Source organism: Mycobacterium yunnanensis (assembly GCF_025823185.1).
GTDB classification, from domain to species: Bacteria; Actinomycetota; Actinomycetes; order Mycobacteriales; family Mycobacteriaceae; genus Mycobacterium; species Mycobacterium yunnanensis.
Map to the genome: position 1 here is coordinate 89473 of NZ_JACKVK010000020.1, position 21754 is coordinate 111226.

Here is a 21754-nt window from a genome sequence, read left to right on the forward strand (position 1 = left end):
TGTGAGATCGCCACATCGCCGCGAACGACGATCTCACTGCACACTCGACGACCCAGGATCGTCGTTACGGCGTATAGCCGAACGGCAGCAGCACGCTCTTGGCCTCGCAGTAGGCCTCGATGCCCTCGGGGCCGTTCTCGCGCCCGATGCCCGAGTTCTTGTAGCCGCCGAACGGCGCACCGGGGTCGAAGGCGTACATGTTGACCGCATAGGTGCCGGTGCGGATCTTCTTGGCAATCTCGACGGCCTTCGGAAAGTCCGTCGTGTAGACGCTGCCTGCCAACCCGTACGCCGAATCGTTGGCGATGCGGACGGCGTCGTCCTCGTCGTCGAACGGGATCACCGCGAGCACCGGTCCGAAGATCTCCTCCTGCGCGATGGTCATCGAGTTGTCGACGTCGGCGAACACCGTCGGCTCGACGAACCAGCCGCTGTCCAGGCCCTCGGGCCTGCCACCGCCGGTGACGATGCGGGCGCCTTCCTCGACGCCCTTCTTGATGTAGCCCTCGACGCGCTCACGCTGACGCTCGGAGATGAGCGGGCCGATCATGGCACCGGCGTTGTCGGGCAGTCCGATCGGCATGGCGGCCACGGCGGCCGAAAGCTTTTCCACCACTTCGTCATAACGCGACCGCGGCGCCAGGATGCGCGTCTGGCCGACGCACGCTTGCCCGCAGTTCATCAAGCCGGAGAACACCAGCATCGGCAACGTCGAATCCAGGTCGGCGTCTTCGAGGATGATGGCGGCGGACTTGCCGCCGAGCTCCAGCGTGCAGGCCTTCAGGTTCTCGGCCGCGATCTTGGCGACCTCCTTGCCGACGGCGGAGCTGCCGGTGAACGTGTACTTGTCCAGCTCGGGGTTGGCGGTCAGGGCGCGCCCGGTCTCCGCGCCGCCGGGCACGATCGACAGCACGCCTTCGGGCAGGCCCGCCTCGGCGAACATCTCGGCCATCGCGAACACCGACAGCGGCGTCTCGGAGGCGGGCTTGAGCACGACCGTACAGCCGGCGAGCAGGGCCGGGCCCAGCTTGTTGGCCGCGAGGAAGAACGGCACGTTCCACGCGGTGACCGCGCCGACGACGCCGATCGGCTCCTTGAGCACCAGCGTCTGGCCGTAGATGCCGTCGCGGACGTCCTGCCAGGTGAACTTGTCGGCCGCACCCACGAAGTAGTTGAACGACGACATCGCGGCGCCGTACTGCATCATGTCGACGATGGTCGGCGGCTGGCCCGTCTCGGCGGCCAGCAGGAACTTCAGCTCGTCGGCGCGCTCCTCCATGATCTTCACCGCGGCGCCGAGCACGGCGGCGCGCTCCTCGGGCGAGGTGTGCGGCCACGGACCCTCGTCGAAGGCCTTGCGAGCCGCGGCGCAGGCCGCGTCGACGTCGGCCGCCGACGCCATGGGCACGCGGCCGACCAGTTCCCCGGTGGCCGGGGAGTGCACGTCGATGACCTCGGAGCTCGACGGCTCGACCCACTTGCCGCCGATGAAGAGCTGATCCCATTCGGTCTTGAAGGCAGTGCTCTGGGTCATCGTCGTGCTCCTCGCGTCCGCGGTGTCATGGACGTCACATTACCCATCGAAGCCGCGAACTGGAACCTGTTGCAATTCGGCCCGTCACGACGGCCGCAGCACCAGCACCAGGTTGCTGACCAGAAACTCCCTGAGGACGGGCACCCGCGTCGTCCACCACGCCCATCGCGGGTGGTAGCGGGGAAATGCGGCCACCAGCATCCCGGTGCTCTGCGCCCACGCCAAGCCGTCGGCGGCAGACACGGCGAACAACGACGAGCCGTAGTCGTTCTTAGGTCGCCGACCGTGCCTGCGGGTGTACCGCTCGGCGGCGCGCGCCCCGCCAAGATAGTGCGTCAGCCCCATCTCATGACCGCCGAAGGGGCCCAACCACACCGTGTACGACAGCACCACCAGGCCGCCGGGCTTGGTGACCCGCAGCATCTCCCGGCCCATCCGCCACGGGTCGCGGACGTGTTCGGCGACGTTGGAGGACAAGCACACGTCGACGGCGTCGTCGGCGAACGGCAGCGCCATTCCCGAGGCGCGGACGAACCTGGCCGCGCCCCTGTCCCCGGCAGGGCCGGCGTGCATCTCGCGGGGGTCGGGTTCGACGCCGACGTAGCTCAGGCCTGCGGCCTCGAACGCGTCGGCGAAGTACCCTGGCCCGCCCCCGACGTCGAGCAGGGTTCGTCCCGCCGGGTCCCCGTCCAGGAGCGCCGTCACCATGGCGACGGTGTCCTGCGCCAGGGCGCCGTAGAACCGGGCCGGGTCGCGTTGCTCGAAGCGGAACTCGCCGAGCAGCCGCACCGACCGCGCCAGGGTGGCCCGGCGGGCGACGGCGTCGGTGACAGCGGGCACGCGTCGACTCTAGCCAGCGCCGAACGGCCAGTTGTCCCGCGCTTGCGGGCGAGATGCGCGGGATGAGTGGCCACTGACGCAGGGTTTAAGCTGGCCGGGTGCCCGTCCGTTCCGTGTTGCTGCTGTGCTGGCGCGACACCGGACACCCGCAGGGCGGCGGCAGCGAGACCTACCTGCAGCGCATCGGCAGTCAGTTGGCGGCCGACGGCGTCGAGGTCACCCTGCGCACCGCCCGTTACCCCGGCGCCGCCCGCCGCGAGGTGCTCGACGGCGTGCGCGTGAGCCGCGCCGGCGGGCGTTACGGCGTGTACGTCCGGGCCGGGTTGGCGATGGTCGCCGCGCGCGTCGGCCTCGGCCCGCTGCGGCACGTCCGGCCCGACGTCGTCGTCGACAGCCAAAACGGCATCCCGTTCCTCGCCCGCCTGGCGTTCGGGCGGCGGTCGGTGGTGCTGGTGCACCACTGCCACCGCGAGCAGTGGCCGGTGGCGGGGCGCGTGATGAGCCGGTTCGGCTGGTTCGTCGAATCCCGGCTGTCCCCGCGCCTGCACCGCGACAACCAATACGTGACCGTCTCGCTGCCGTCGGCGCGCGACCTCGTCGACCTCGGCGTCGACGCACACCGCGTGGCCGTGGTGCGCAACGGGCTGGACGAGGCACCCGCCGACACGTTGACGCTGCCCCGCTCGATCACGCCGCGGGTGGCCGTTCTGTCGCGGCTGGTGCCGCACAAGCAGATCGAGGACGTGCTCGACGCCGTCGCCGAACTGCGGCCCCGGACGCCGGACCTGCACCTCGACGTCGTCGGAGGCGGTTGGTGGCACGACCGGCTGGTGGCCCACGCCGAGAGGCTCGGCATCACCGAGGCGGTCACGTTTCACGGCCACGTCGACGACCGCGCCAAACACGAAGTGCTGCAACGGTCCTGGGTGCACGTGCTGCCGTCCCGCAAGGAAGGGTGGGGCCTCGCGGTGACCGAGGCCGCCCAGCATGCGGTGCCGACCATCGGCTACCGGTCCTCCGGCGGGTTGACCGATTCCGTCGTCGACGGCGTCACCGGCCTTCTGGTCGACGACCACGCCGAGCTGGTGTCGCGGCTGGACCGGCTGCTGTCGGACCACGTGCTGCGCGAACAACTCGGGGTCAAGGCCCAGCTGCGCAGCGGCGAGTTCTCCTGGACTCAGAGCGCCGACGCCATGCGCGTCGTCCTGGAGTCAGTGGTCGAGGGCCGGTTGGTCGGCGGGCTGGTCTGACGGCGGGTTGGCAAGTGTCGGCGTCCCGCCGATGAGGTCGTCCCAGTGCCGCCGAACGGGTGACCAACGGTCGTCGAAGGCCGTCGCCCGTCGTGCGGCCCGCGCGCGCTTCTTGGGGCCGTAGCGCCAGCGGGCCCACGGCGACGTCGGCCGGGCCAGTCGGGCGGCGGCCACCCAGGCGACGGGACCGATGAACACTCCCAGCAGCGCGGTCGGATACTTGCCCTTGAGTGCCGTCACGGCGACAAGGGCAAAGTTCACCAGCAGGACCGCGACGGCGCCGTACCGCAGCGCCATGACGTCGGCGGGCAGGTCGTCGACCGGGGACACCCCGACCGTGGCCAGGCCCACGCACGCCGCGGCCAACGTCACCACGTTGACCGACAGCTGACCCTCCTGCGTCCAGTAGACGTCCTGCAGCCGGAAGATCATGGCGAACTCGTCGAGCACGAGGGAGGCGCCCACGCCGACGAACAACCCCGCGAGGTAGGTCCACACCGACAGCGGGGGCGCCCCCACGCCGGTGAAGCCGCCGACGATCAGCAGCACCACCCCCGGTGTGGAGTGGTGCATGTGCACGCCCCCGCTGCTCACATTGTGAAAGGGCCCCTTGCCCGCCCGAATGAGTCGCGTGATGGTGCGGGTGGTCAGGAACGTCACCACGAACGCGGTGAAGCTCAGCAGCAGCGGTCCCTTGTAGCCGTCGACGACCTCGGCCTGCCACCACGCGCTGAGCCAATGCATGGCGCCTAGTGAACCGCACTCCTGCGCCGACCGGCGGTCATCGCGGCCGCGACGGTCCCGGTCGCACCGACCAGCAGGGCGATCAACCAGACCAGGTGCGCGGCGACGGCGACGCCGCGGTACGGCGCCGACGGCCGGTCGCCGCCGATCCGGTAGACCGCGACGTCGTCGTCGGCGTAGGCCACGGGCAGCGACAATCGTGGCCCGCCGCCTTCGACCACCACCCAGCCGACGCCGGCGTCGGCCAGCTCCTCGCGACCCGCCCCGGACAGCACCAACCGCTCCACGTCGCGCGCCCGGGCGCCCTCGCCGGGCACCGTCCGCCCACCGATGTTCAGGTCGCCGGTGGTCAGCACCTCCGCCGACAGCCAGCGCGGCAGCGGGTCCAGCACGGGTGCGCGACCGGCCCACGAGAACTGCCGCATGCTCATCTGCGGAAGCACCGCCACCGGCCGCGGATCGGCGTTGATCAGCGCGGCCGCCGTCGACCACCCCGCCGGGTAGCGCACCGGGGTCATCCGCCCGCTGACGCCCCAGGCCAGATCGGGCAGGACGGCGATCAGCGCCAGGCAGCACACCGTGGCCGTGGCGCCCCGTGGCACCCGGCGCGCGAGTGTCACCACCGCTGCGGCGCCGGCCACCGCGTAGCCCGGCATGGCGAGCGCGACCCACTTCTGGGCGTCGCGCAGCACCCCCAATCCGGGGACCGTCCGCACGACGGCGTCCACCGCAGCCAGCCCGGGACCCGCCGCCATCAGGGCGGGGGCCACCACCGCGACCGCGGCCAGCACCAGCAGCGGGCGCCCGCCCGGCCGTCGCGCCACCGTCGCCACACCCAGCGCGACCACGGCGAGCAGCACGGCGGTGGCGACCAGCGCGAAGAGCGTCGTCCTGGTGGGAGGAACCGCCTGGCCGTTCCAGATGCCGCCGAGACCCGCGAGGCTGCCCAGCGTGCCGAGACCCGGTTCGGCCCGTGCGGCGAACTCCGTCACCCCGGCGGCCTGACTCGACGCCAGCGAACCCGACACCGCAGGGGCGACCAGCCACGGCAGTGCGCCGAGGACCGCCGAACCCAGCGACACGGCTGCACACCAGCGCCGTGAGCGCCCCTCGCCGGTGGTCAGGCAGCACGCCAGGGCCACCGTCGCCGCCAGCATCAGACCGGTGGGGGTCAGCCCGGCGAGCGCGACCCAGAACAGCACCGGCCAGCCGCTGCGCCGCTCGCCGGACGCGCGCAGCCGCAGCACCGCCGCCGCCACCCACGGCAGGCACCCGTAGCCAACCAGGAGACTCCAGTGGCCCTGCAGGAGCCGTTCGGCGACATAGGGATTCCACACCGCGAGCGTCGCGGCGACGAACTGCCCGGCCATCCCAGCGGCGGGCACGACCGCGTCGGCCAGCGTTGCCGCGCCCCAGCCCGCCAGCCACAGTCCGGCGACGAGCAGGACCTTGACGACGAGGCCGCCGTCGACGACGTGCGAGGCCACCGCGACGAAGAAGTCCTGTGGCAGCGCCCGCGGCGCCGCCTCGGTGAGCCCGAGGGCGGCATCGGTCAGGTACGACCGCGGTGTGGAGACCGCGTCACGCAGGAGCAGGTAGCCCGGCGCCAGCAGCGGCGCCGTGACGGCGACGGTCAATGCCAGCGAGTACGCCGGCACCAACCACCGGATGCGAGCTATCAGACCGGTCGGTCCGGAGGCAGATCCGACGGCCGCTGGGTGGGGATCTTCTCGGTCGCCGCCTCGGCCGCGGGCATCGGCCCGGTGTCGGTCGGGCGCCGGCCGAAGAAGCCGTGGCCGGTGTCGTCCAGGCCGGGATCGATCAGCGCGGACTGCGCACGCAGCGTGAACCAGCCGAGCAGCGCGCCACCCAGCAGGGTCAAGATCCCCAGCGCGGTGAACGTGATCGGCAGGATCCGGCCCCACAACGCGACGACGTCACCCTCGTCCCTGGCGCTGGCCACCTGCGACTCGACGGTGTCCTCGGTGGAGGTCACCTTGTAGTCGGCGAACGTCACCTCGGGCTTGAGGGCGTCGCGGGCGTAGTAGTGAAAGCCGTGTTCCTGGGCCTTGACGATGGTGCCCGAGACCGGGTCGACCCAGAAGGTGCGCTGCGCCGCGTAATAGCGCGTCATCGTGATCTGCTCTTCGGGATCGCCAGGCAGACCCCACAGCTCGGCGCGGGCGGAGACGACGGCGTCGGCGTCGTCGCCGTACAACGAGGCGTACTTGACGGGGTCGACCAGCTTGCCCTCGCCGTCGTAGCCGACGTTCTGGGTGAAGCGGAAGGTGTTCAGACCGTTGACGTCCTCTTCACCGTCGTAGTTGGCGTCGTACGCCTTCTGCGCGATCGGGTCGAAGTACGGGTAGGTCTTCTTCTCGGTGTCGAACGGGAAGCGGTAGGCCAGGCCGTCGTGCGGCAGGGCGACGTTCGTGGGCGGCTGGGTGTCGTCGATGCTGCGCGGCTTCTGGACCGCACCGCCGGGATTGGTGTCACTCGACACGGCCAGGGCCGTCTTGCGGTCCAGCGTGACGGTGTCGACCAGCGCCAGCAGCAGGCCATTGTCCTGCTGCTTGTCCGTGCGGCGCACGGTGTTGCCGACCTGCAGTGTCACGACGTCGGCATTGGACGGTGACTCCACGCTGACCTGCTGTTGGAAGGACACGGGGGCGTTCTTGTCGACGACGAACTTCGGCGCGTTCAGGGAGGCAGGATCGAAGACGGTTCCGGTGCCGTCGCTGACCAGCGTGGTGTCGATGTCGAGCGGAATCTTGGCGATCTTGCCCTTGGTGTACGTCGTCAGCAGCAGAGCTGCGATCAACAGGGCGGCACCGAGACCCATGAGCCCGCACGCTGCGATGCGCAGCGCTACAGCGCGGTTCAAACCGTGCCTCCTTCTCGTCGTGAGACGACTCCATCCAACGCCGTCACCTGCCCCGACGGCAGTTGAGGCAAACCTGCTCGACCCTAACAGCCCATGATGAGGCCGGTGTCGAGTGCAAGGTCATCGGGCACACTGGGCGGCGTGAGTGGCGTGGCAGACGAGGTTTCCCCCCGGGCGACGGAGTCGGGTGACCCCGACGCGGTGGCCGGCACGCGCAGCTTCCTGCCCGCCGTCGAGGGGATGCGGGCGTGCGCGGCCATCGGGGTCGTGATCACCCACGTCGGCTTCCAGACCGGGCACACCACGTGGAGCACGGGTCGTCTGCTCGGTCGCTTCGACCTGGCGGTCGCGGTGTTCTTCGCGCTGTCGGGCTTCCTGCTGTGGCGGGGTCACGCCGCGGCGGCCCGCGGCCTGCGGCACACCCCGCCGACGGCGCACTACCTGCGGTCGCGGCTGGTGCGGATCATGCCTGGCTACCTCGTCGCGGTGGTGCTGATCCTGCTGCTGTTCCCGGAGTCCGATCCCGATCTGACGGTGTGGCTGGCCAATCTGACGCTGACCCAGATCTACGTGCCGCTGACGTTGACCTCCGGGTTGACGCAGATGTGGAGCCTGTCGGTCGAGGTCAGCTTCTACCTGGCCCTGCCGTTCCTAGCGCTGCTGGCGCGGCGCTTGCCGGTGCGGGCGCGCATTCCGGCGATCGTCGCCGTCGCGCTGGCCAGCTTCGCGTGGGGGCTGATCCCGTTCTCCGTGCCGTTCGGCGTCAACCCGCTGACGTGGCCGCCGGCGTTCTTCTCGTGGTTCGCCGCGGGCATGGTGATCGCCGAGCTCACCGTCACACCGGTCGGGTGGGCGCACCGCCTGGCGCGTCGGCGCGTGCTGATGGCGGTCGTGGCGTTGACTGCCTTCGGTCTGGCGGCCTCGCCGCTGGCTGGGCCCGCCGGTCTGGCGCCGGGCACGCTCGGTCAGTTCCTCATCAAGGTCTCGATGGGTGCGGTGGTCGCGGGCGCGCTGCTGGCGCCGCTGGTACTCGGTACCGGGACACGGCACCGCATCCTCGGCAGCACGGTGATGGTGACGCTCGGCCGGTGGTCCTATGGGCTGTTCGTGTGGCACCTGGCGGCGTTGGCCATGGTGTTCCCCATGATTGGGGAGTTCCCGTTCAACGGCCACATGCCGGTGGTGCTGACGTTGACGCTGGTGATCGGCTTCGCGCTGGCCGCGGTGAGTTACGCGCTGGTGGAGTCGCCGTGCCGAAATGCGCTGCGTCGATGGGAGATGGCGCGTCGTGACGTACCGCCGCTGGACAGCTCGGTCACCGACGCGGCAGAGCCTGCCGTCGCGCGTTAGCCGTATCGCCGAGACAGCAATGGTGGTCGCCGGCCGACCCGGTCGACGACCATGGATGCCGTCTCGGCGGGGCCTAGGCCACGACTCGCCGCGCGATCACCGCGGCGCGGACCGCGGAGCGGCGCGCCTTGCCCGCGTCGTCGCGCAGCGGCCGGTCGACGAATTCGACGGTGCGCGGCACCTTGTAGGACGCCAGCCGCGCGGCCAGGAACGCCCGCACCCCGTCCTCGGTCAGCTCGGTGGCGGACTGCACCAGCGCGTACGGCACCTGCCCCAGGTCGTCGTCGGGGACGCCGACGGCCAAGCAGGACAACACGTCCGGATGTTCGGCCAATGCAGATTCGATCTCGGCCGGATACACGTTGCGCCCGCCAACGGTGAACATGTCGACGCGCCGGTCGGAGAGGAAGAAGAACCGTTCGTCACCGTCGTCGACGTAGTAGCCAAGATCGCCGAGGGACTCCCAGCCGTCGCGGCTCGTCGCCGTGGACCCGACGTAGCGATAGGTCGGTGAACTGCCGGGTGTGGGCCGCATGTAGAGCTCGCCGACGACTTCCGGTGGACACTCGTTGCCGTCGTCGTCGAGCACCTTCATCTCACCTGCCACGACGGTGCCGACCGTCCCGGGGTGACGCAGCCACTGTGACCCCGACACGAACGTCAGGGCCTGAAGTTCGGTGCCGCCGTAGAGTTCCCACACGACGTCCGGTCCGAGGATGTCGATCCACGCCTGCTTGACCACCGGGGGGCATGGGGCGGCGAGATGCCAGAAGCGGCGGATCGACGACAGGTCGTAGGCGTCGGGATCGGCACGGTAGACGGGTAGCAGGCGCTGCATGATCGTCGGCACCGTGGCCAAATAGGTCACGCGGTGGTGGGCGACCAGTCGTAGGAATTCGTGCGGATCGAAGTGCGTCATCACCACCAGGTGGTGGCCCAAGAGCAAACCCGCTGCGGCCGTGGTGAATCCGGTATTGTGGTGCAGCGGCACCGACAGCAGGTTGACGTCTCCGGGCGCCATGCCGAGGGCGTCGCCGATCGCGGGAGGCAGCCGGCTGTCTCCGCCCGCCTCGATCAGCTTGGGCCGTCCGGTGCTGCCACCGGAGGTCATCGACTTCCACACCGGCGACACGGCCTCGGGCAGCGGCTCGTCGGAGAGGCCGTCGTCGGGCACGACGTCGGCGGCCACGCTCGGCGCGACGCCGCGGGGATCGGGCCGCCCCACCACCAGCGCCCGCGGTACCAGGTCCAGGATCGCGGTGAACTCGGCGTCCGGCAGCCGCGCGGACAGCGGCTGCGGAACGGCACCCAGCTTCCAGCACGCGATGACCGACTCGACCCACGCGATCGAATTGGGCATCGCGATCGTTACGTAGTCGCCCGTGCCGACGCCACGTTGGGCGTAGGCGCGCGCCAATCGGTTGGTCGAGGCGTCGAGTTCGCCGCGGGTGACGGTGCGTCCCGCACAGGTGACGGCCGGTGCATCGGGGTCGGCGGCGGCCAGGGCGGTGACCTGCGTGCCGATGGGGTCGAACCCTTGGACCACGTCAGTACCCACCCCGGGTCGAGAAGATCGTGCGCGGATTGTCCACCAGCATCGTGGTGAGCTGCTCCTCGGTCACGCCGCGCTGCCGCAGGGCGGGCAGCACGTCGTTCTGGATGTGCAGGTAGTGCCAATTCGGCAGGGCCACCGGCAGAGTCTCCTCCGGCAGTGCGTCGAAGTAGCAGGACGCGTCGTGCGACAACACCATTCGGTCGGCGTGCCCCCGCTCGCACATCGTGGCGACGGTGTTCACCCTGTCCTCGAAGCCGAGGAACGCATCGACGCCGAATCGGTCCATCCCGATGTAGGACCCCTCGGCGATGAGCTCCTCGAGGTAACCGATGTCGGTGGTGTCCCCGCTGTGGCCGATGACGACGCGGCTGAGGTCGACGCCCTCCTCGGCGAAGATGCGCTGCTGGTCCAGACCCCGCCGGCTGGCCGCGTGCGTATGCGTCGAGATGGGCACGCCCGTCTGCCGGTGGGCCTGGGCGACGGCGCGCAGCACCCGTTCGACGCCCGGGGTGACGCCCGGTTCGTCGGTGGCGCACTTCAGGATTGCCGCCTTGATCCCGGTGTCGGCGATGCCGTGTTCGATGTCGCGGACGAACATGTCGACCATGGGCTCGGGTCCGCCGAGGACGGCCCCTGGCCCGAGATAGTGGAAGTACATGGGCACGTCGTTGTAGGTGTACAGGCCGGTCGCGACGACGATGTTGAGCTCGGTGGCCGCGGCGATGCGGGCGATGCGCGGGATGTAGCGGCCCAGCCCGACGACGGTGAGGTCGACGATCGTGTCGACGCCGCGAGACTTGAGCTCGTTGAGCCTGACGATGGCGTCGGCCTCGCGTTTGGCACCGTCACCCCAGCTCTCGGGGTAGTTCTCCATGATCTCGGTGGTCATGATGAAGACGTGCTCGTGCATGAGCGTGACGCCCAGGTCCGAGACGTCGACGGCTCCGCGGGCGGTGTTGAGGACTGGCACTCAGTCGATGTTAGGGACGTTCTCGCGTCGCGTCGGGGAAACGGGGACCACCGATGCTGCCACCGCGGCCACCGAGATCAGGGCGAGTAGTTGGACGCCCCATGTGTGCCCGATGTAGCCGTCGACCGAGCGCCACGGGTATCTGCTGAGCACCGCGCCCGCCAGCGTCAGGCCGCCGGCGGCGAGGCCGAGGGTCAGCCGGTCCCAGAGGTGCGGCCGCGCCCGCAACACGCGGCGCAGTCCGATCGCGGCGCCGAGCACCACGACACCGGCGACGCCGGAGACCAGATAGCCGAGCACGACTACCGCGGCGCCCGCGCCGAACGGACCGGGCTGCCAGGGGCGCGCACCCTCGTCGGGTTCGCGGACCCGCCGCACGGGCAGGAACGCCAGCAGCAGGAGCACGGGTAGCAGCGCCAGGCCGCCGACCAGGCCGATGCGGTAGGGGGTGTTGGCGGCGAAGTCCAGCGTCACGGGACCCGCGGCGCCTGCGGGGAGCACCCAGCCCTGCTGCCAGCCGTTGACCGTGACGGCCGTCAGGGCGGTGCCGTCGGCCGTGCGCGCCGACCAGCCGGGGTTGACGCTCTCGGGGACCACCAGGATGCGGCGGCCCGCCGACGGGGCGACCTCGACCTGGCGGTGGTCGGGCGCCCACTGCGTCGTGTCGACCGAAGTCATTGGTGCACTTGGCAATTCGGCGGCCAACGGTCCGGCCAATCGAACTCCGTCGGCGACGAACGCGGGTCCTGGGCTGATCACGAGCTCTTGCTGTCCGGCGGGTACGTCGATGGTCGGTCTGCCGCAGGTCGTGGCGGCGACGGGCGCGCCGTCGAGCAGCTCGCCGACGGTGGTGGTGACCGACGTTTGGACGAACTGTCCGGCGATGCCGATGATCGGGCCCTTGCCGCAGGGCAAGGTGATCGTGCGGGCACGGTTGCGGCCCGGGTCGGGGGCGGCGATCGGTGCGCCGCGCCCGTCGAGTGCGGTGACCTCGGCCAGCCCGGGCGGCTTGACCTGGTCGAAGCCCAGCGCGGTGCGGTCGATGACGTCCGTCCAGTCGAGGATCGAGATCTTCACGGTGTCGGTCACGAATGGGCTCAGTGAAAGCGTCTGCGGATCATCGTGTTTCAGCGTGCGCACCTGCGGTCCGTTGCCGAGGTCGACGGCCACCACGGTGGGGTGGGCGGGTAGTTCCGACGGGCTCGGCGTCAGCCGCAGCGCGGCCACCTCCGTCGGTCGGGGCAGCTTCAGGGTCAGATTGGCCGGGGTGCGCGGCTGGACGATGTTCTGCGGGGCGGTCCACGACGTCCTCGGGTCGCCGTCGCTGGCTGCGTAGGCCGAGCCGAGGACGTCGATCACGTCGGCGTCGCCGAGGGTGCGCGCGGTGTCGGGCTGCGCGATCAGGTCGGCGAGGTTGGGCCCCTGTCGGGCGCGCACCCACACCGTCGGCGACACGGTGGTCGCCGCCGGGACCGACAGCGTACGGCTGAGGTTGACCGGCTCCTCGGGTGACAGGGCCATCGTCGCCGCGCACCGCACCCCGTCGGGACCGTCGGCGCACCCGGGACGCCCTAGCAGTTCGGAGCCCAGATCCCATTGTGCGACAGCGGATCCCGGTGGCGGGCCCGGCACCTCGACGGTGTGCCGAAGGCTGACCGGGTGCGCGAACCCCGACCCGTCGTACTGGGTGATGGTGAAGTCGGTGATGCCGAACTGCACGCCCGCCGAGCCGTCGTCGGTCGCCGCGGCGGTGAACCGCACCCACGGGGTCTCGCCGATCGGCAGCGCGGTGGTCAGCGGCTTTCCGGCCTGGTCGAAGCGCAGCGTGCTGGTGCCCGTAGCGGTCGAGACCTCGATGCGGCGCACCTGGGCGCCGACGGCGGTCGCGCTGGGGGTGATGCTGACGGCCGCGTTGGTGATGGGGTGGTCGAAGTCGACCTGAAGCCATTGGCCCACCGCTGATTGCAACGAGTTCGACACCCAGCTGGTCGCGGGGTCGGCGTCGACTGCGGCGGCCGCACTCGCCGCGGGGGCGACGTTCGGCAGCGCGGTCGAGTCCGCCGCCGAACTCGACACGGTGATCCGGCCGCCCGGCCAGTGGCCGTAGACGAGGCCGGCGCCCCCGGCCGGGTAGTCCATCACGCGGTTGAAGGTGTTGCGCGAATCCCCTTGCGCACGAACGGCGGAGGAGTGGTCGTCGATTCGGCCGTAGTCCGTCTCCCTGGCCACGGGGCTGTCGGTGACGGTGACGACCGGCGTGGGCAGCCCGGCCGCCAACGCGTCCGAGGTCAGCAGCATCGGGCCCAGCGGCGGCTGGCCAAGCAGCCGGCGCCGCTCGTCGATGCGCAGCAGGGCTTCGGGGCCGCCGTCGACCCTGGCCATGGCGTCGAGGTCGGTGACGTACGGGCGCAACGGCTTCGAGCCGTCGACCCGGTAGATCTCGACCGGTGGATAGGCGGGCCGAAGCCCGCTGTCGGTGACGAAGCCCGTCAAGGTGCCCGGGCCGACGGGGTCTCCGAACTGGGCGACCTTCGTCAGCCCGGGGGAACCGTCGATGACGCGGTGCACCAGCAGCGGGCGGGCCGACCGCGACGTCTCCGGGTCGAGGTCGTTGCGCACCACCAGATACGAGATGCCCTGGCGCACCAGGGTGTCGGCGAGTCCGGGGGACGGCCGTCCTGCGGCGAAGAGCCGCTGCACCGAGTCCAGCGCACGGATGGTCTCCGGCGGTGTCAGCGGGATCGAATCCCGTACCCCCCACGGGCTGTCACCGAGCACCTGCAGCGGTTCGTCGTGGCTGTTGCCCCACGTCTGGGTGGCGAAGGGAGCGCCGGGGACCACCAGTACCCGGCCGGGAATGGGTCCGTCGTGTGCGTCGAGCCAGTCCGCGGCGTCGTGCCAGTACTGGGGAATGGCGGTGAAGGTTCCTGGCGGGGTGAGGCGCCCCGTCCATGCTAGTGAGGTGGCCACCGCCAGCGCGACCATGACGACCGCGCCGACGGCGACGCGCTTGTCGCGTTCGGGGTGGGCCAGCGCGCGCAGCCAGACCAGCCGAGGGACGCTGCCGGGCAGCGGCACCTTGGCCAGCAGGTGTGCCACACCGAGCACCACTGGCAACCGGATCAGCGGTTCCAGCTTGTGCACGTTGCGAAGTGGCGTGCCGTCGGCGTCGAGGAAGGTCTGCACGTAGTGCGCGAACGGGCTGCCGAGACCGCCGGAGTAGCCGACCGCCAGCAGCGAGAGGCCGACCAGCAGGATCGTGATCAGCCTGCCGCGGGCGGGCATCGACCGCAGCGCCAGACCGGCCACGCCGGCCGCGGCCACCAGCGTCGTCGCCAGGACGGCGAGAGACCCCGTGACCAGCGACGCCCCCGCGGTCGCGTTGGGCGCGACGAACGGCGTCCAGCTGTAGGTGCCGCGCAGCACCTCCACCAGCGACAGCCACTGCGTGGTCACGCCGGAGGATTCGATGAAGTCGAGGAACGGCGGGCTGATCCGGCCGAGCATTAGCAGCGCGACCACCCACCACGTCACCGCCAGCACACCCGAGAGCAGCCACCACCCGGTGAACCGCCACCACAACCGGTTTGGTCGGTGCGACGCCCACCAGATCAGGGCTGCCAGGCACGCCGTCAGCGTCGCCACCGCGTTGACCGCGCCCATCAGCGCCACCGCCAGCGCCGAGCGGGCCGCCAGGACGCGCACCGACGCCTGACCCGAGCCGCCCCTCAGTGCGATCACCACCGGCAGCAGCACCCACGGCGCCAGCATCATCGGCAGCGTCTCCGAGGAGATCGCGCCGAGCGTCGTCAACACCCGTGGTGACAGTGCGAATGCCAGCGCCGCGACGACCCGCGAACTACGGCTGCCGATGCCCAACGTCTCGGCCAGCCGCAGGACGCCCCAGAACCCGACCGTCAGAAGCAGCGCCCACCACAACCGCTGCGTCACCCAGCCGGGCAACCCCAGCGCGTCGCCGGCGAGGAAGAACGCGCCGTGCGGAAAGAGGTAGCCGTAGGCCTGATTCTGGGCTTGGCCGAACGGGAGGTCGCTGTTCCACAGGTCCGCGGCCCTGGAGAGGAATCGCAGCGGGTTGGCCGTCAGGTCGAGCTTGGTGTCCGGCGACGTCCGGCCCGGCGACTGGGCGAACGTCAGGACGAGGAAGAGTGCGCCGACGAGCCACAGCCAACGGCGGCTGAGGGTGTCGGACGGAGGCGGTGCGGCGGACAGAAACTAGGTCCGGTCGCCGTACTCGACCCTGTTGAGGACGGAGGACCCGGGATCGCCTGCCTGCAGAGGCGGCTTGGTGTCCTGCTGGACCATGAGCGTCACCCCGAAGATGGCGGCCGCACCCAGCAACAAGCCGACGACGATGCTGGCCGCAGCGGGCAAGACGAACCGATCCACCCGGCCAAGGTAGCACTCGTCACCGAGGCGGCCCGCGTCCTAGTAGAGGATCACGACGGCGTCGCGGCCACCACGGCAGGTGATCCAGGGGTCCGATCCCTCGGCCGCGCAGGTGACGAGGAACTTCTCGCCGACGCAGGCCGCACCCTCCCCGCAGGGGATGGCCCCGGCGACGACGACGGACCGCCCGTCCCGGCTGGGGTCCGCGGCGTCCCAGTACGCCTTGAGCACGTTGCCGACGAAGGCGCACGTCGCGGCGGGGCTGCCCCGGACGCCCTGACTGGCCCACCCGGCCTGCCCGGTGATCTGGAAACCGCCCTCGCAGTCCTCGCCGGTGGGGTCGACACCTCGGATCTCGGCGGGGCGCGGTCGGCCGCCGACCCCGGTGGTCGGGGCGTCCACCGACGGGGACGGCGCCGCAACGGCGGAGGTCGAGGTGGCGGCACCGGTGCCGGAGTCCGCACCACCACCCCTGACGACGACCACCACCAGGACGAGAACCAGCGCCAGCAGCGCGGCGACGCCGGCGTACGCCCAGATCCGGCCGTGGCTCGCGGCGGGCGCCTCGTACGGCGGCTCGTAGGGCGGTTCGGGTTCGGGTTCTGGGGTCAGCTGCCCGGCCGCCATCGTCGGCGCGAATTCGGGGTCGACCTCGGGGCCGAACTCGGCCAGGGGGTCGGGCTCTTCGGCCGACCACGCGGCGACGAAGACCTCGGGCAGGCCCGAGCCGGTCTTCGGATTGGCCAGGTGCTCGGTCGGGGCCCAGGCGGCGGGATCGGCGATCGGCTGGGCCTGCGTGGCCGCGGACGCGGCGTCGCGCAGGGCGGCCGCGAAGTCCAGGCACGCGTCGAAGCGCTGCCGCGGATCGACCGAAAGGGCCCGTAGCAACGCCGGGTCGAACGCGGCGAGGTCTTGGCGGGTCTCGCCGAGCGGTCGGACCTCCGGACCCGGCGGCACGCCGCTGAGCAGGTGCCGGGCGGTGGCCGCGAGGCCGTACTGGTCGGCCCTGGGGTCGTCGTGGGCCCGGGGCACGGCGAAGTCGGTCAGGCACGCCCGTCGGCGCGGCTCGTTGGTCAGCAGGATGCTGGCGGCGGTGACGTCGCCGTGGGCGAGGTGCCGCGCGTGCGCGTGGTCCAGCGCGTCGGCGATCGCGGTGACGACGTCGAGCACCTGGTCGGCAGGCATGCCGGTGTCGTAGCGGTCGCGCACCAACGCCGCGGCGTCGGTGCCGTCGACGTAGTCCGTCGACGCCCACTGCAGCCCCTGGAACTCACCGTGCGCGTGCACGCCGACGACGTGCGGATGCCACAGCGTCGCGGCCAGGTCGGCGCGTCGGTGGAAGCGGGCCCGGAAGTCCGGATCGGCCGACGCGGCCGCAGGCAGCACCCGCAGGGCGTCCTGACGCAGCGTCCGCGGGTGCGCGGTGAGATACACCGCACCACTGGCACCCTCGCCGAGCACACGTAGGACGGTGACGCCCGCGAACACGTCCCCGGGTCGCAGCGGCATGCCCCGCAGATTACCCAGCCGCTACGATTCGCCCCATGCCGTTGGGCCGCGCCGCAGGAGGCGACTCGAAGTCCAGCCAGCGCAAGACCATCGTCTCGATCGTCCTCGCGGTGCTGGTCATAGCAGCCGTCGTGGTGGCAGGGGTGTACGTCGTCAGGCACCGCACCACCACAGCGGCCGCGCCGTCGTCGGGGCCCAGCACCAGCCCGTCGGAGCTGCCTGCGGCCGAACCGCCGGTCTGCGGCGACGGTGATGCCCTGCTGGCCGCCATGTCCACGCGCGACAAGCTGGCCCAGATGCTGATGGTCGGCGTCACCGGTGCCGACGACGCGCGCGCGGTGGTCGCCAAGGAGCACGTCGGCGGCATCATGATCGGCAGCTGGACCGACCTGACGATGCTGGGCGACCCGCTCAAGGAGATCGCCGCGTCGGCAGGCGCGCTGCCGCTGGCGGTCAGCACCGACGAGGAGGGCGGCCGGGTCTCGAGGCTCAAGAGCCTCATCGGGGTGCAGGAGTCCGCGCGCGTCCTGGGCCGGACGGTCTCGCCGCAGGATGTGCACGACATCGCATTCGCCCGCGGCAAGGCGATGAAGGACCTCGGCATCACCGTCGACTTCGCCCCCGACGCGGACGTCTCCGATCAGGACGACGACACGGTGATCGGCGACCGATCCTTCAGTGCCGACCCGCAGAAGGTGACCGAGTACGCCGGCGCCTATGCCAAGGGGCTGCTCGACGCGGGCGTCACCCCGGTGCTCAAGCACTTCCCCGGCCACGGCCACGCGTCCGGCGACTCCCACGAGGGCGGCGTCGTCACCCCGCCGCTGTCGGATCTGATGACCAACGATCTCGTGCCCTACCGTGAGCTGGCTCAGGTGCCGGGGACCGCGGTGATGGTCGGACACATGCAGGTGCCGGGACTCACCGGTTCGGACCCGGCGAGCCTGAGTCCCGCGGCGTACTCGCTGCTGCGCACCGGCGGCTACGGCGGGCTGCCCTTCGGCGGGGTGGTGTTCACCGACGACATCTCCAGCATGGGTGCCATCAACCAGCGCTACACCGTCGCCCAGGCCGCTCTGAAGGCGTTGCAATCGGGTGCGGACATCGCGCTGTGGATCACCACCGACGAGGTCCCCGGCGTGCTCGACTCCCTGGAGGCCGCCGTCGCCAACGGGGGGCTGGACCCCAAGAAGGTCGACGCCTCGGTGCTGCGCATCGCCGCGCTGAAGGGCAAGAGTTCACGCTGCGGAGGCTGAACGGGCAGCGATTGCCTACTCTGATCTGATGGCCGGTGGAACCAAGCGATTGCCGCGCGCGGTGCGTGAGCAGCAGATGCTCGACGCGGCCGTGCAGATGTTCTCGGTGAACGGCTACCACGAGACGTCGATGGACGCCATCGCCGGCCAAGCCCAGATCTCCAAGCCGATGCTCTATCTGTACTACGGATCCAAGGAAGAACTCTTCGGCGCGTGCCTCGACCGTGAGCTCGCGCGGTTCGTCGACACCGTCCGCGGGGAGATCGACTTCAGCCAGACTCCGAAGGACTTGCTGCGCAACGCCGTGGTGGCCTTCCTGAGCTACATCGACACCAACCGCGCGTCGTGGATGGTGCTCTACACCCAGGCGACCAGCTCGCAGGCCTTCGCGCACACCGTGCGCGAGGGCCGTGAACGCATCGTCGACCTCGTCGGCAGGTTGCTGCAGTCCGGTACGCGAAACCCGGAGCCGGACACCGACTTCGACATGATGGCGGTCGCGCTGGTGGGTGCCGGCGAGGCAGTCGCCGCACGGGTCAGCACCGGCGACGCCGAGGTGAACGAGGCCGCCGAACTGATGATCAACCTGTTCTGGCGTGGGCTGAAGGGCCGACCGGCCGACGCACCGGCGTCGGCGGCAACGGGCTGACCGAGCACGTCGCGGCCGCGTCCGGGGTCCCCACGCGCTGTGCGGCGTGCGCGCGTTCTACGACGAACACCTCTGAGGTGACGTACCGTCCCACCACGGGAATTGGGCCGGCAGAAGAGGTATGCCCATGGTCGACGTGGTTGCGCGGGGACGTCTGATCCGGCGGAGCCTGCACATGTTGTCGTCCGTCCGCGGTCCGATCACGGCCCTGTTCGTCGTCGGTGCGCTGGCCTCGGCGCTGCCCTACGTCAGCGCGGCGGCCTTCGGTCCGATGATGCAGGTCGTCGCCGATGCCGGCGCCAAGGGAGACCTCACCGAGGTCTGGGGCATGCGCGGCCCGCTGGTCGCCCGCTCCGACGGTGCGCTGAGCGACGTGGCTGGCTCGGTTCCGTTCGCGATGCTGTTGGCAGTGTGGGCCGGCGCGTTGGTGCTGACGCAGTTCATGTATCTGGTGAACGCCTGGGTCGGTACGAAGGTGGAGCGGGTGCTCGTCACCGACATCCGTCAGCGGGTGCACGACCACCTTCAGACGCTGTCCCTGGACTTCTTCACCGCCTCCCAGGGAGGGGCGCTGATGCACCGCGTGACCGCGGAATCCTCAGGTGTGCAACGACTTCTCACGGGTTGCCTGCTACCGCCGCTGATCGACTCGCTGGTGTTGCTGGTGGCGGTCGGCTACCTGCTGGCGCTGTCGTGGCAGATGACGGTGGCGGCGCTCGTCCTGACGCCGGTGGCGCTGCTGGTGCTCAAGTACGCCGGCGCCCACGTGCAAGCCGCGGTGCGCCGGACGATGGATGCCGACCGCGCGATGGGAGCCGAACTCGAGCAAACCATCAGCGGCATCGCCGAGATTCAGCTGTTCAACGCTCAGGCCGTGCGCAGCAAGCGCTTTCGGAAGGTGTCCGAGGGTGCCGCCGAGAGCGACGCGTCGACGACCATGTGGATGCAGGCCACCGCCAACGGATCTCAGGTGTTCGTCGCGCTCAGTACGGTCGTCGTGTTGCTGGTCGGCATCGGCTTCAGCGAGAGTTTCGGCTTGACGTTCGCGGGGCTGATGGTCTTCGCCGGCATGGTGCCGACGATGTTCGGCGCGGCCCAGCGAGTCATGGGCGCCTACACCACCTATCAGAGTGTGGCGCCCAGTGCGGCGTCGACCTATGAACTGCTCGACACCCGCCCCACGGTCCGGGAGGCGCCGAACGCGACGCCACTCGGAGAGGTCCACGGCAACCTGGTGTTCACCGACGTCGCCTTTGGTTACACGCCGACCCAGATGGTGCTCGACGGGTTGTCGTTCTCGGTCTCGAAGGGGGAGACCGTGGCCCTGGTCGGCGGCATCGGGTCGGGGAAGTCGACGGTCTACAACCTGATGCTGCGGTTCCTGGACCCGCACCGCGGGCGGATCCTGCTCGACGGTCGTCCGATCGACGAGGTGACCATCGACTCGCTGCGCGATCAGGTGTCCAAGCTGGCCCAGTTTCCCTTCTTCGTCAAGGACACCATTCGGGAGAACATCCGGCTGGCGCGGCCGGAGGCCACCGACGCCGAGATCGAGGAGGCCTGTCGACGTGCCAACGTGCACACCGTCATCACCGACCCGGCGAGGATGCACGCGGGATATGACACCGTCGTCGACGTGCAGGTGCCCTCCGGTGGGCAAAAGCGTTTGATTGCGTTGGCGCGCTGCCTGTTGCGCACACCGGAGGTGCTCCTGCTCGACGAGCCCACCGAGAACCTCGACGCCGATCAGCGGGCCCGCCTGACCGGTGTGATCCGCGGGTACGCGCACGACCGCACCTGCCTGGTGATCAGCCACGACATGGACTTCATCGCCGCGGTCGCCGATCGCATCCTGGTGATCGAGCACGGTCGCATCGCCCAGCAGGGTGACCACCACTCGCTGATCGCCCAGGGAGGCTTGTACAAGCGTCTCTACGAGGCGCAGAACGTCGCCGTCGGCTAGAGCGCCCGGATCGTGCCCGTCAGGTGGGGGTAGCCCTTCGACATGTTGCGCAGGGTCAGATTCCAGCCGTCGGTCACGCGTTCGGTGTAGAGCCCGACGCGCGCCGGCAGCAGGATCGGCTTGCCGAAGCGCACTCCGTACGTCACGGCATCGGGCAGCTGGCCCTCGACGTTGGCGAGAACCGCGGCGGCGGAGAACATTCCGTGCGCGATCGAGGTGGGAAATCCGAACAGCTTGGCGCCGATCGAGCTGGTGTGGATGGGGTTGTGGTCCCCGCTGACCGACGCGTAGTGCCGAATTTGCCCCGGGGTGATCTGGAGTAGGGCGTTGGGCGGCGGCAACTTCTGCTGCTTGCGGGGTTGCTCGGGTTTCGGCTCGTCGGACAGGCTGGTCCGCTGCTGGTGCAGGAACGTCGTCACCTGGTGCCACGCGAGGTCGTTGCCGACGCTGATTTCGGTGATGAGGTCGACCAGCAGGCCCTTGCGGTGCTCGCGAAGGTTCTCCGCGTGCACCTTGACGTCGACGGTGTCGGACACCGAGATCGGGCGGTGCTGGGTGATTCGGTTCTCGACGTGCACCGAACCCATTGCGGCGAAAGGGAAGTCGAACCCGCTCACCAGCGACATCACCGACGGGAAGGTCAGCGCGAACGGGTAGGTCAGCGGCACCGAGTCGCCGAAGCGCAGACCGGTCACCGCGGCATAGGCCGCGACGTTGGCGGGGTCGACGGTGAGGTCGGTGACGGTGACGGTGCGGTTGGGCAGCGCACTGCCCCTCGAGATGAAGGGCAGTGCGCCGGCGGCGGCCAACGCCATGTTCTTGAGGCCACTCGGTTGGGCCATC

At 70.4% G+C, this 21754-nt stretch carries 16 protein-coding genes; 5 read left to right on the forward strand and 11 right to left on the reverse strand.

The window, feature by feature from the left end; genetic code table 11:
• Nucleotides 1–64: 64 nt before the first annotated feature.
• Together H7K45_RS29380 and H7K45_RS29385 are read right to left on the reverse strand one after the other, a co-directional pair.
• Entirely contained in the window at nt 65–1534 is a 1470-nt protein-coding gene (locus H7K45_RS29380; RefSeq protein ID WP_263999707.1) for an aldehyde dehydrogenase, read from the reverse strand.
• Between the two features lie 84 nt (nt 1535–1618).
• Entirely contained in the window at nt 1619–2374 is a 756-nt protein-coding gene (locus H7K45_RS29385) for a class I SAM-dependent methyltransferase (RefSeq protein ID WP_263999708.1), read from the reverse strand.
• Nucleotides 2375–2472: 98 nt separating this feature from the next.
• Between H7K45_RS29385 and H7K45_RS29390 the strand changes: the two genes are divergently transcribed.
• The gene (locus H7K45_RS29390) at nt 2473–3624 is read left to right on the forward strand and encodes a glycosyltransferase family 4 protein (protein ID WP_263999709.1); all 1152 of its coding nucleotides are present in this window, start codon (nt 2473–2475) and stop codon (nt 3622–3624) included.
• Here the strand turns inward: H7K45_RS29390 and H7K45_RS29395 are convergent.
• Genes H7K45_RS29395 through pgfA form a run of 3 tightly spaced genes read right to left on the reverse strand, consistent with a single transcriptional unit; the run spans nt 3586 to nt 7252 of the window.
• Complete coding sequence (locus H7K45_RS29395; protein WP_263999710.1) at nt 3586–4368, reverse strand: hypothetical protein; 783 nt, start codon at nt 4366–4368, stop codon at nt 3586–3588. The two genes, H7K45_RS29390 and H7K45_RS29395, sit on opposite strands and share 39 nt — an antisense overlap.
• 5 nt (nt 4369–4373) lie before the next feature.
• Entirely contained in the window at nt 4374–6029 is a 1656-nt protein-coding gene (locus H7K45_RS29400; protein ID WP_263999711.1) for an MmpA family trehalose lipid delivery protein, read from the reverse strand.
• A gap of 17 nt (nt 6030–6046) precedes the next feature.
• Nucleotides 6047–7252: a cell envelope lipid trafficking protein PgfA gene (gene pgfA / locus H7K45_RS29405; protein ID WP_263999712.1), complete on the reverse strand. Its 1206-nt coding sequence runs from the start codon at nt 7250–7252 to the stop codon at nt 6047–6049.
• A gap of 240 nt (nt 7253–7492) precedes the next feature.
• On the opposite strand from pgfA, the gene H7K45_RS29410 reads away from it, so the two are divergent.
• Nucleotides 7493–8602, forward strand: a complete 1110-nt coding sequence (locus H7K45_RS29410) for an acyltransferase family protein (RefSeq protein WP_263999772.1) — start codon at nt 7493–7495, stop codon at nt 8600–8602.
• A 73-nt stretch (nt 8603–8675) separates the two neighbouring features.
• Here the strand turns inward: H7K45_RS29410 and H7K45_RS29415 are convergent, their stop codons facing one another.
• From H7K45_RS29415 to H7K45_RS29435, 5 genes are read right to left on the reverse strand one after another with little or no spacing between them, the layout of a single operon-like run.
• Nucleotides 8676–10148: an AMP-binding protein gene (locus tag H7K45_RS29415; protein WP_263999713.1), complete on the reverse strand. Its 1473-nt coding sequence runs from the start codon at nt 10146–10148 to the stop codon at nt 8676–8678.
• A 1-nt stretch (nt 10149) separates the two neighbouring features.
• Nucleotides 10150–11127 carry a phosphotriesterase family protein gene (locus H7K45_RS29420; protein ID WP_263999714.1) on the reverse strand — a complete coding sequence of 326 codons (978 nt, stop codon included), beginning with the start codon at nt 11125–11127 and terminating at the stop codon, nt 10150–10152.
• Entirely contained in the window at nt 11128–15357 is a 4230-nt protein-coding gene (locus H7K45_RS29425; protein ID WP_263999773.1) for a DUF3367 domain-containing protein, read from the reverse strand.
• Between the two features lie 3 nt (nt 15358–15360).
• Nucleotides 15361–15534 carry a DUF2613 domain-containing protein gene (locus H7K45_RS29430; RefSeq protein ID WP_140698126.1) on the reverse strand — a complete coding sequence of 58 codons (174 nt, stop codon included), beginning with the start codon at nt 15532–15534 and terminating at the stop codon, nt 15361–15363.
• Between the two features lie 39 nt (nt 15535–15573).
• Nucleotides 15574–17043, reverse strand: coding sequence for a protein kinase (locus H7K45_RS29435; protein WP_263999715.1), 1470 nt, complete (start codon nt 17041–17043; stop codon nt 15574–15576).
• 35 nt (nt 17044–17078) lie between these two features.
• On the opposite strand from H7K45_RS29435, the gene H7K45_RS29440 reads away from it, so the two are divergent.
• The 3 genes from H7K45_RS29440 to H7K45_RS29450 all read left to right on the forward strand — a co-directional run bounded on the left by H7K45_RS29440 (nt 17079) and on the right by H7K45_RS29450 (nt 20911).
• Nucleotides 17079–18299, forward strand: a complete 1221-nt coding sequence (locus tag H7K45_RS29440; RefSeq protein WP_263999716.1) for a glycoside hydrolase family 3 N-terminal domain-containing protein — start codon at nt 17079–17081, stop codon at nt 18297–18299.
• A 28-nt stretch (nt 18300–18327) separates the two neighbouring features.
• Nucleotides 18328–18948: a TetR/AcrR family transcriptional regulator gene (locus H7K45_RS29445; RefSeq protein WP_263999717.1), complete on the forward strand. Its 621-nt coding sequence runs from the start codon at nt 18328–18330 to the stop codon at nt 18946–18948.
• A gap of 127 nt (nt 18949–19075) precedes the next feature.
• The gene (locus tag H7K45_RS29450; protein ID WP_263999718.1) at nt 19076–20911 is read left to right on the forward strand and encodes an ABC transporter ATP-binding protein; all 1836 of its coding nucleotides are present in this window, start codon (nt 19076–19078) and stop codon (nt 20909–20911) included.
• Here the strand turns inward: H7K45_RS29450 and H7K45_RS29455 are convergent.
• Entirely contained in the window at nt 20908–21753 is an 846-nt protein-coding gene (locus H7K45_RS29455) for a MaoC/PaaZ C-terminal domain-containing protein (protein WP_263999719.1), read from the reverse strand. The two genes, H7K45_RS29450 and H7K45_RS29455, sit on opposite strands and share 4 nt — an antisense overlap.
• Between the last annotated feature and the right edge of the window lies 1 nt (nt 21754).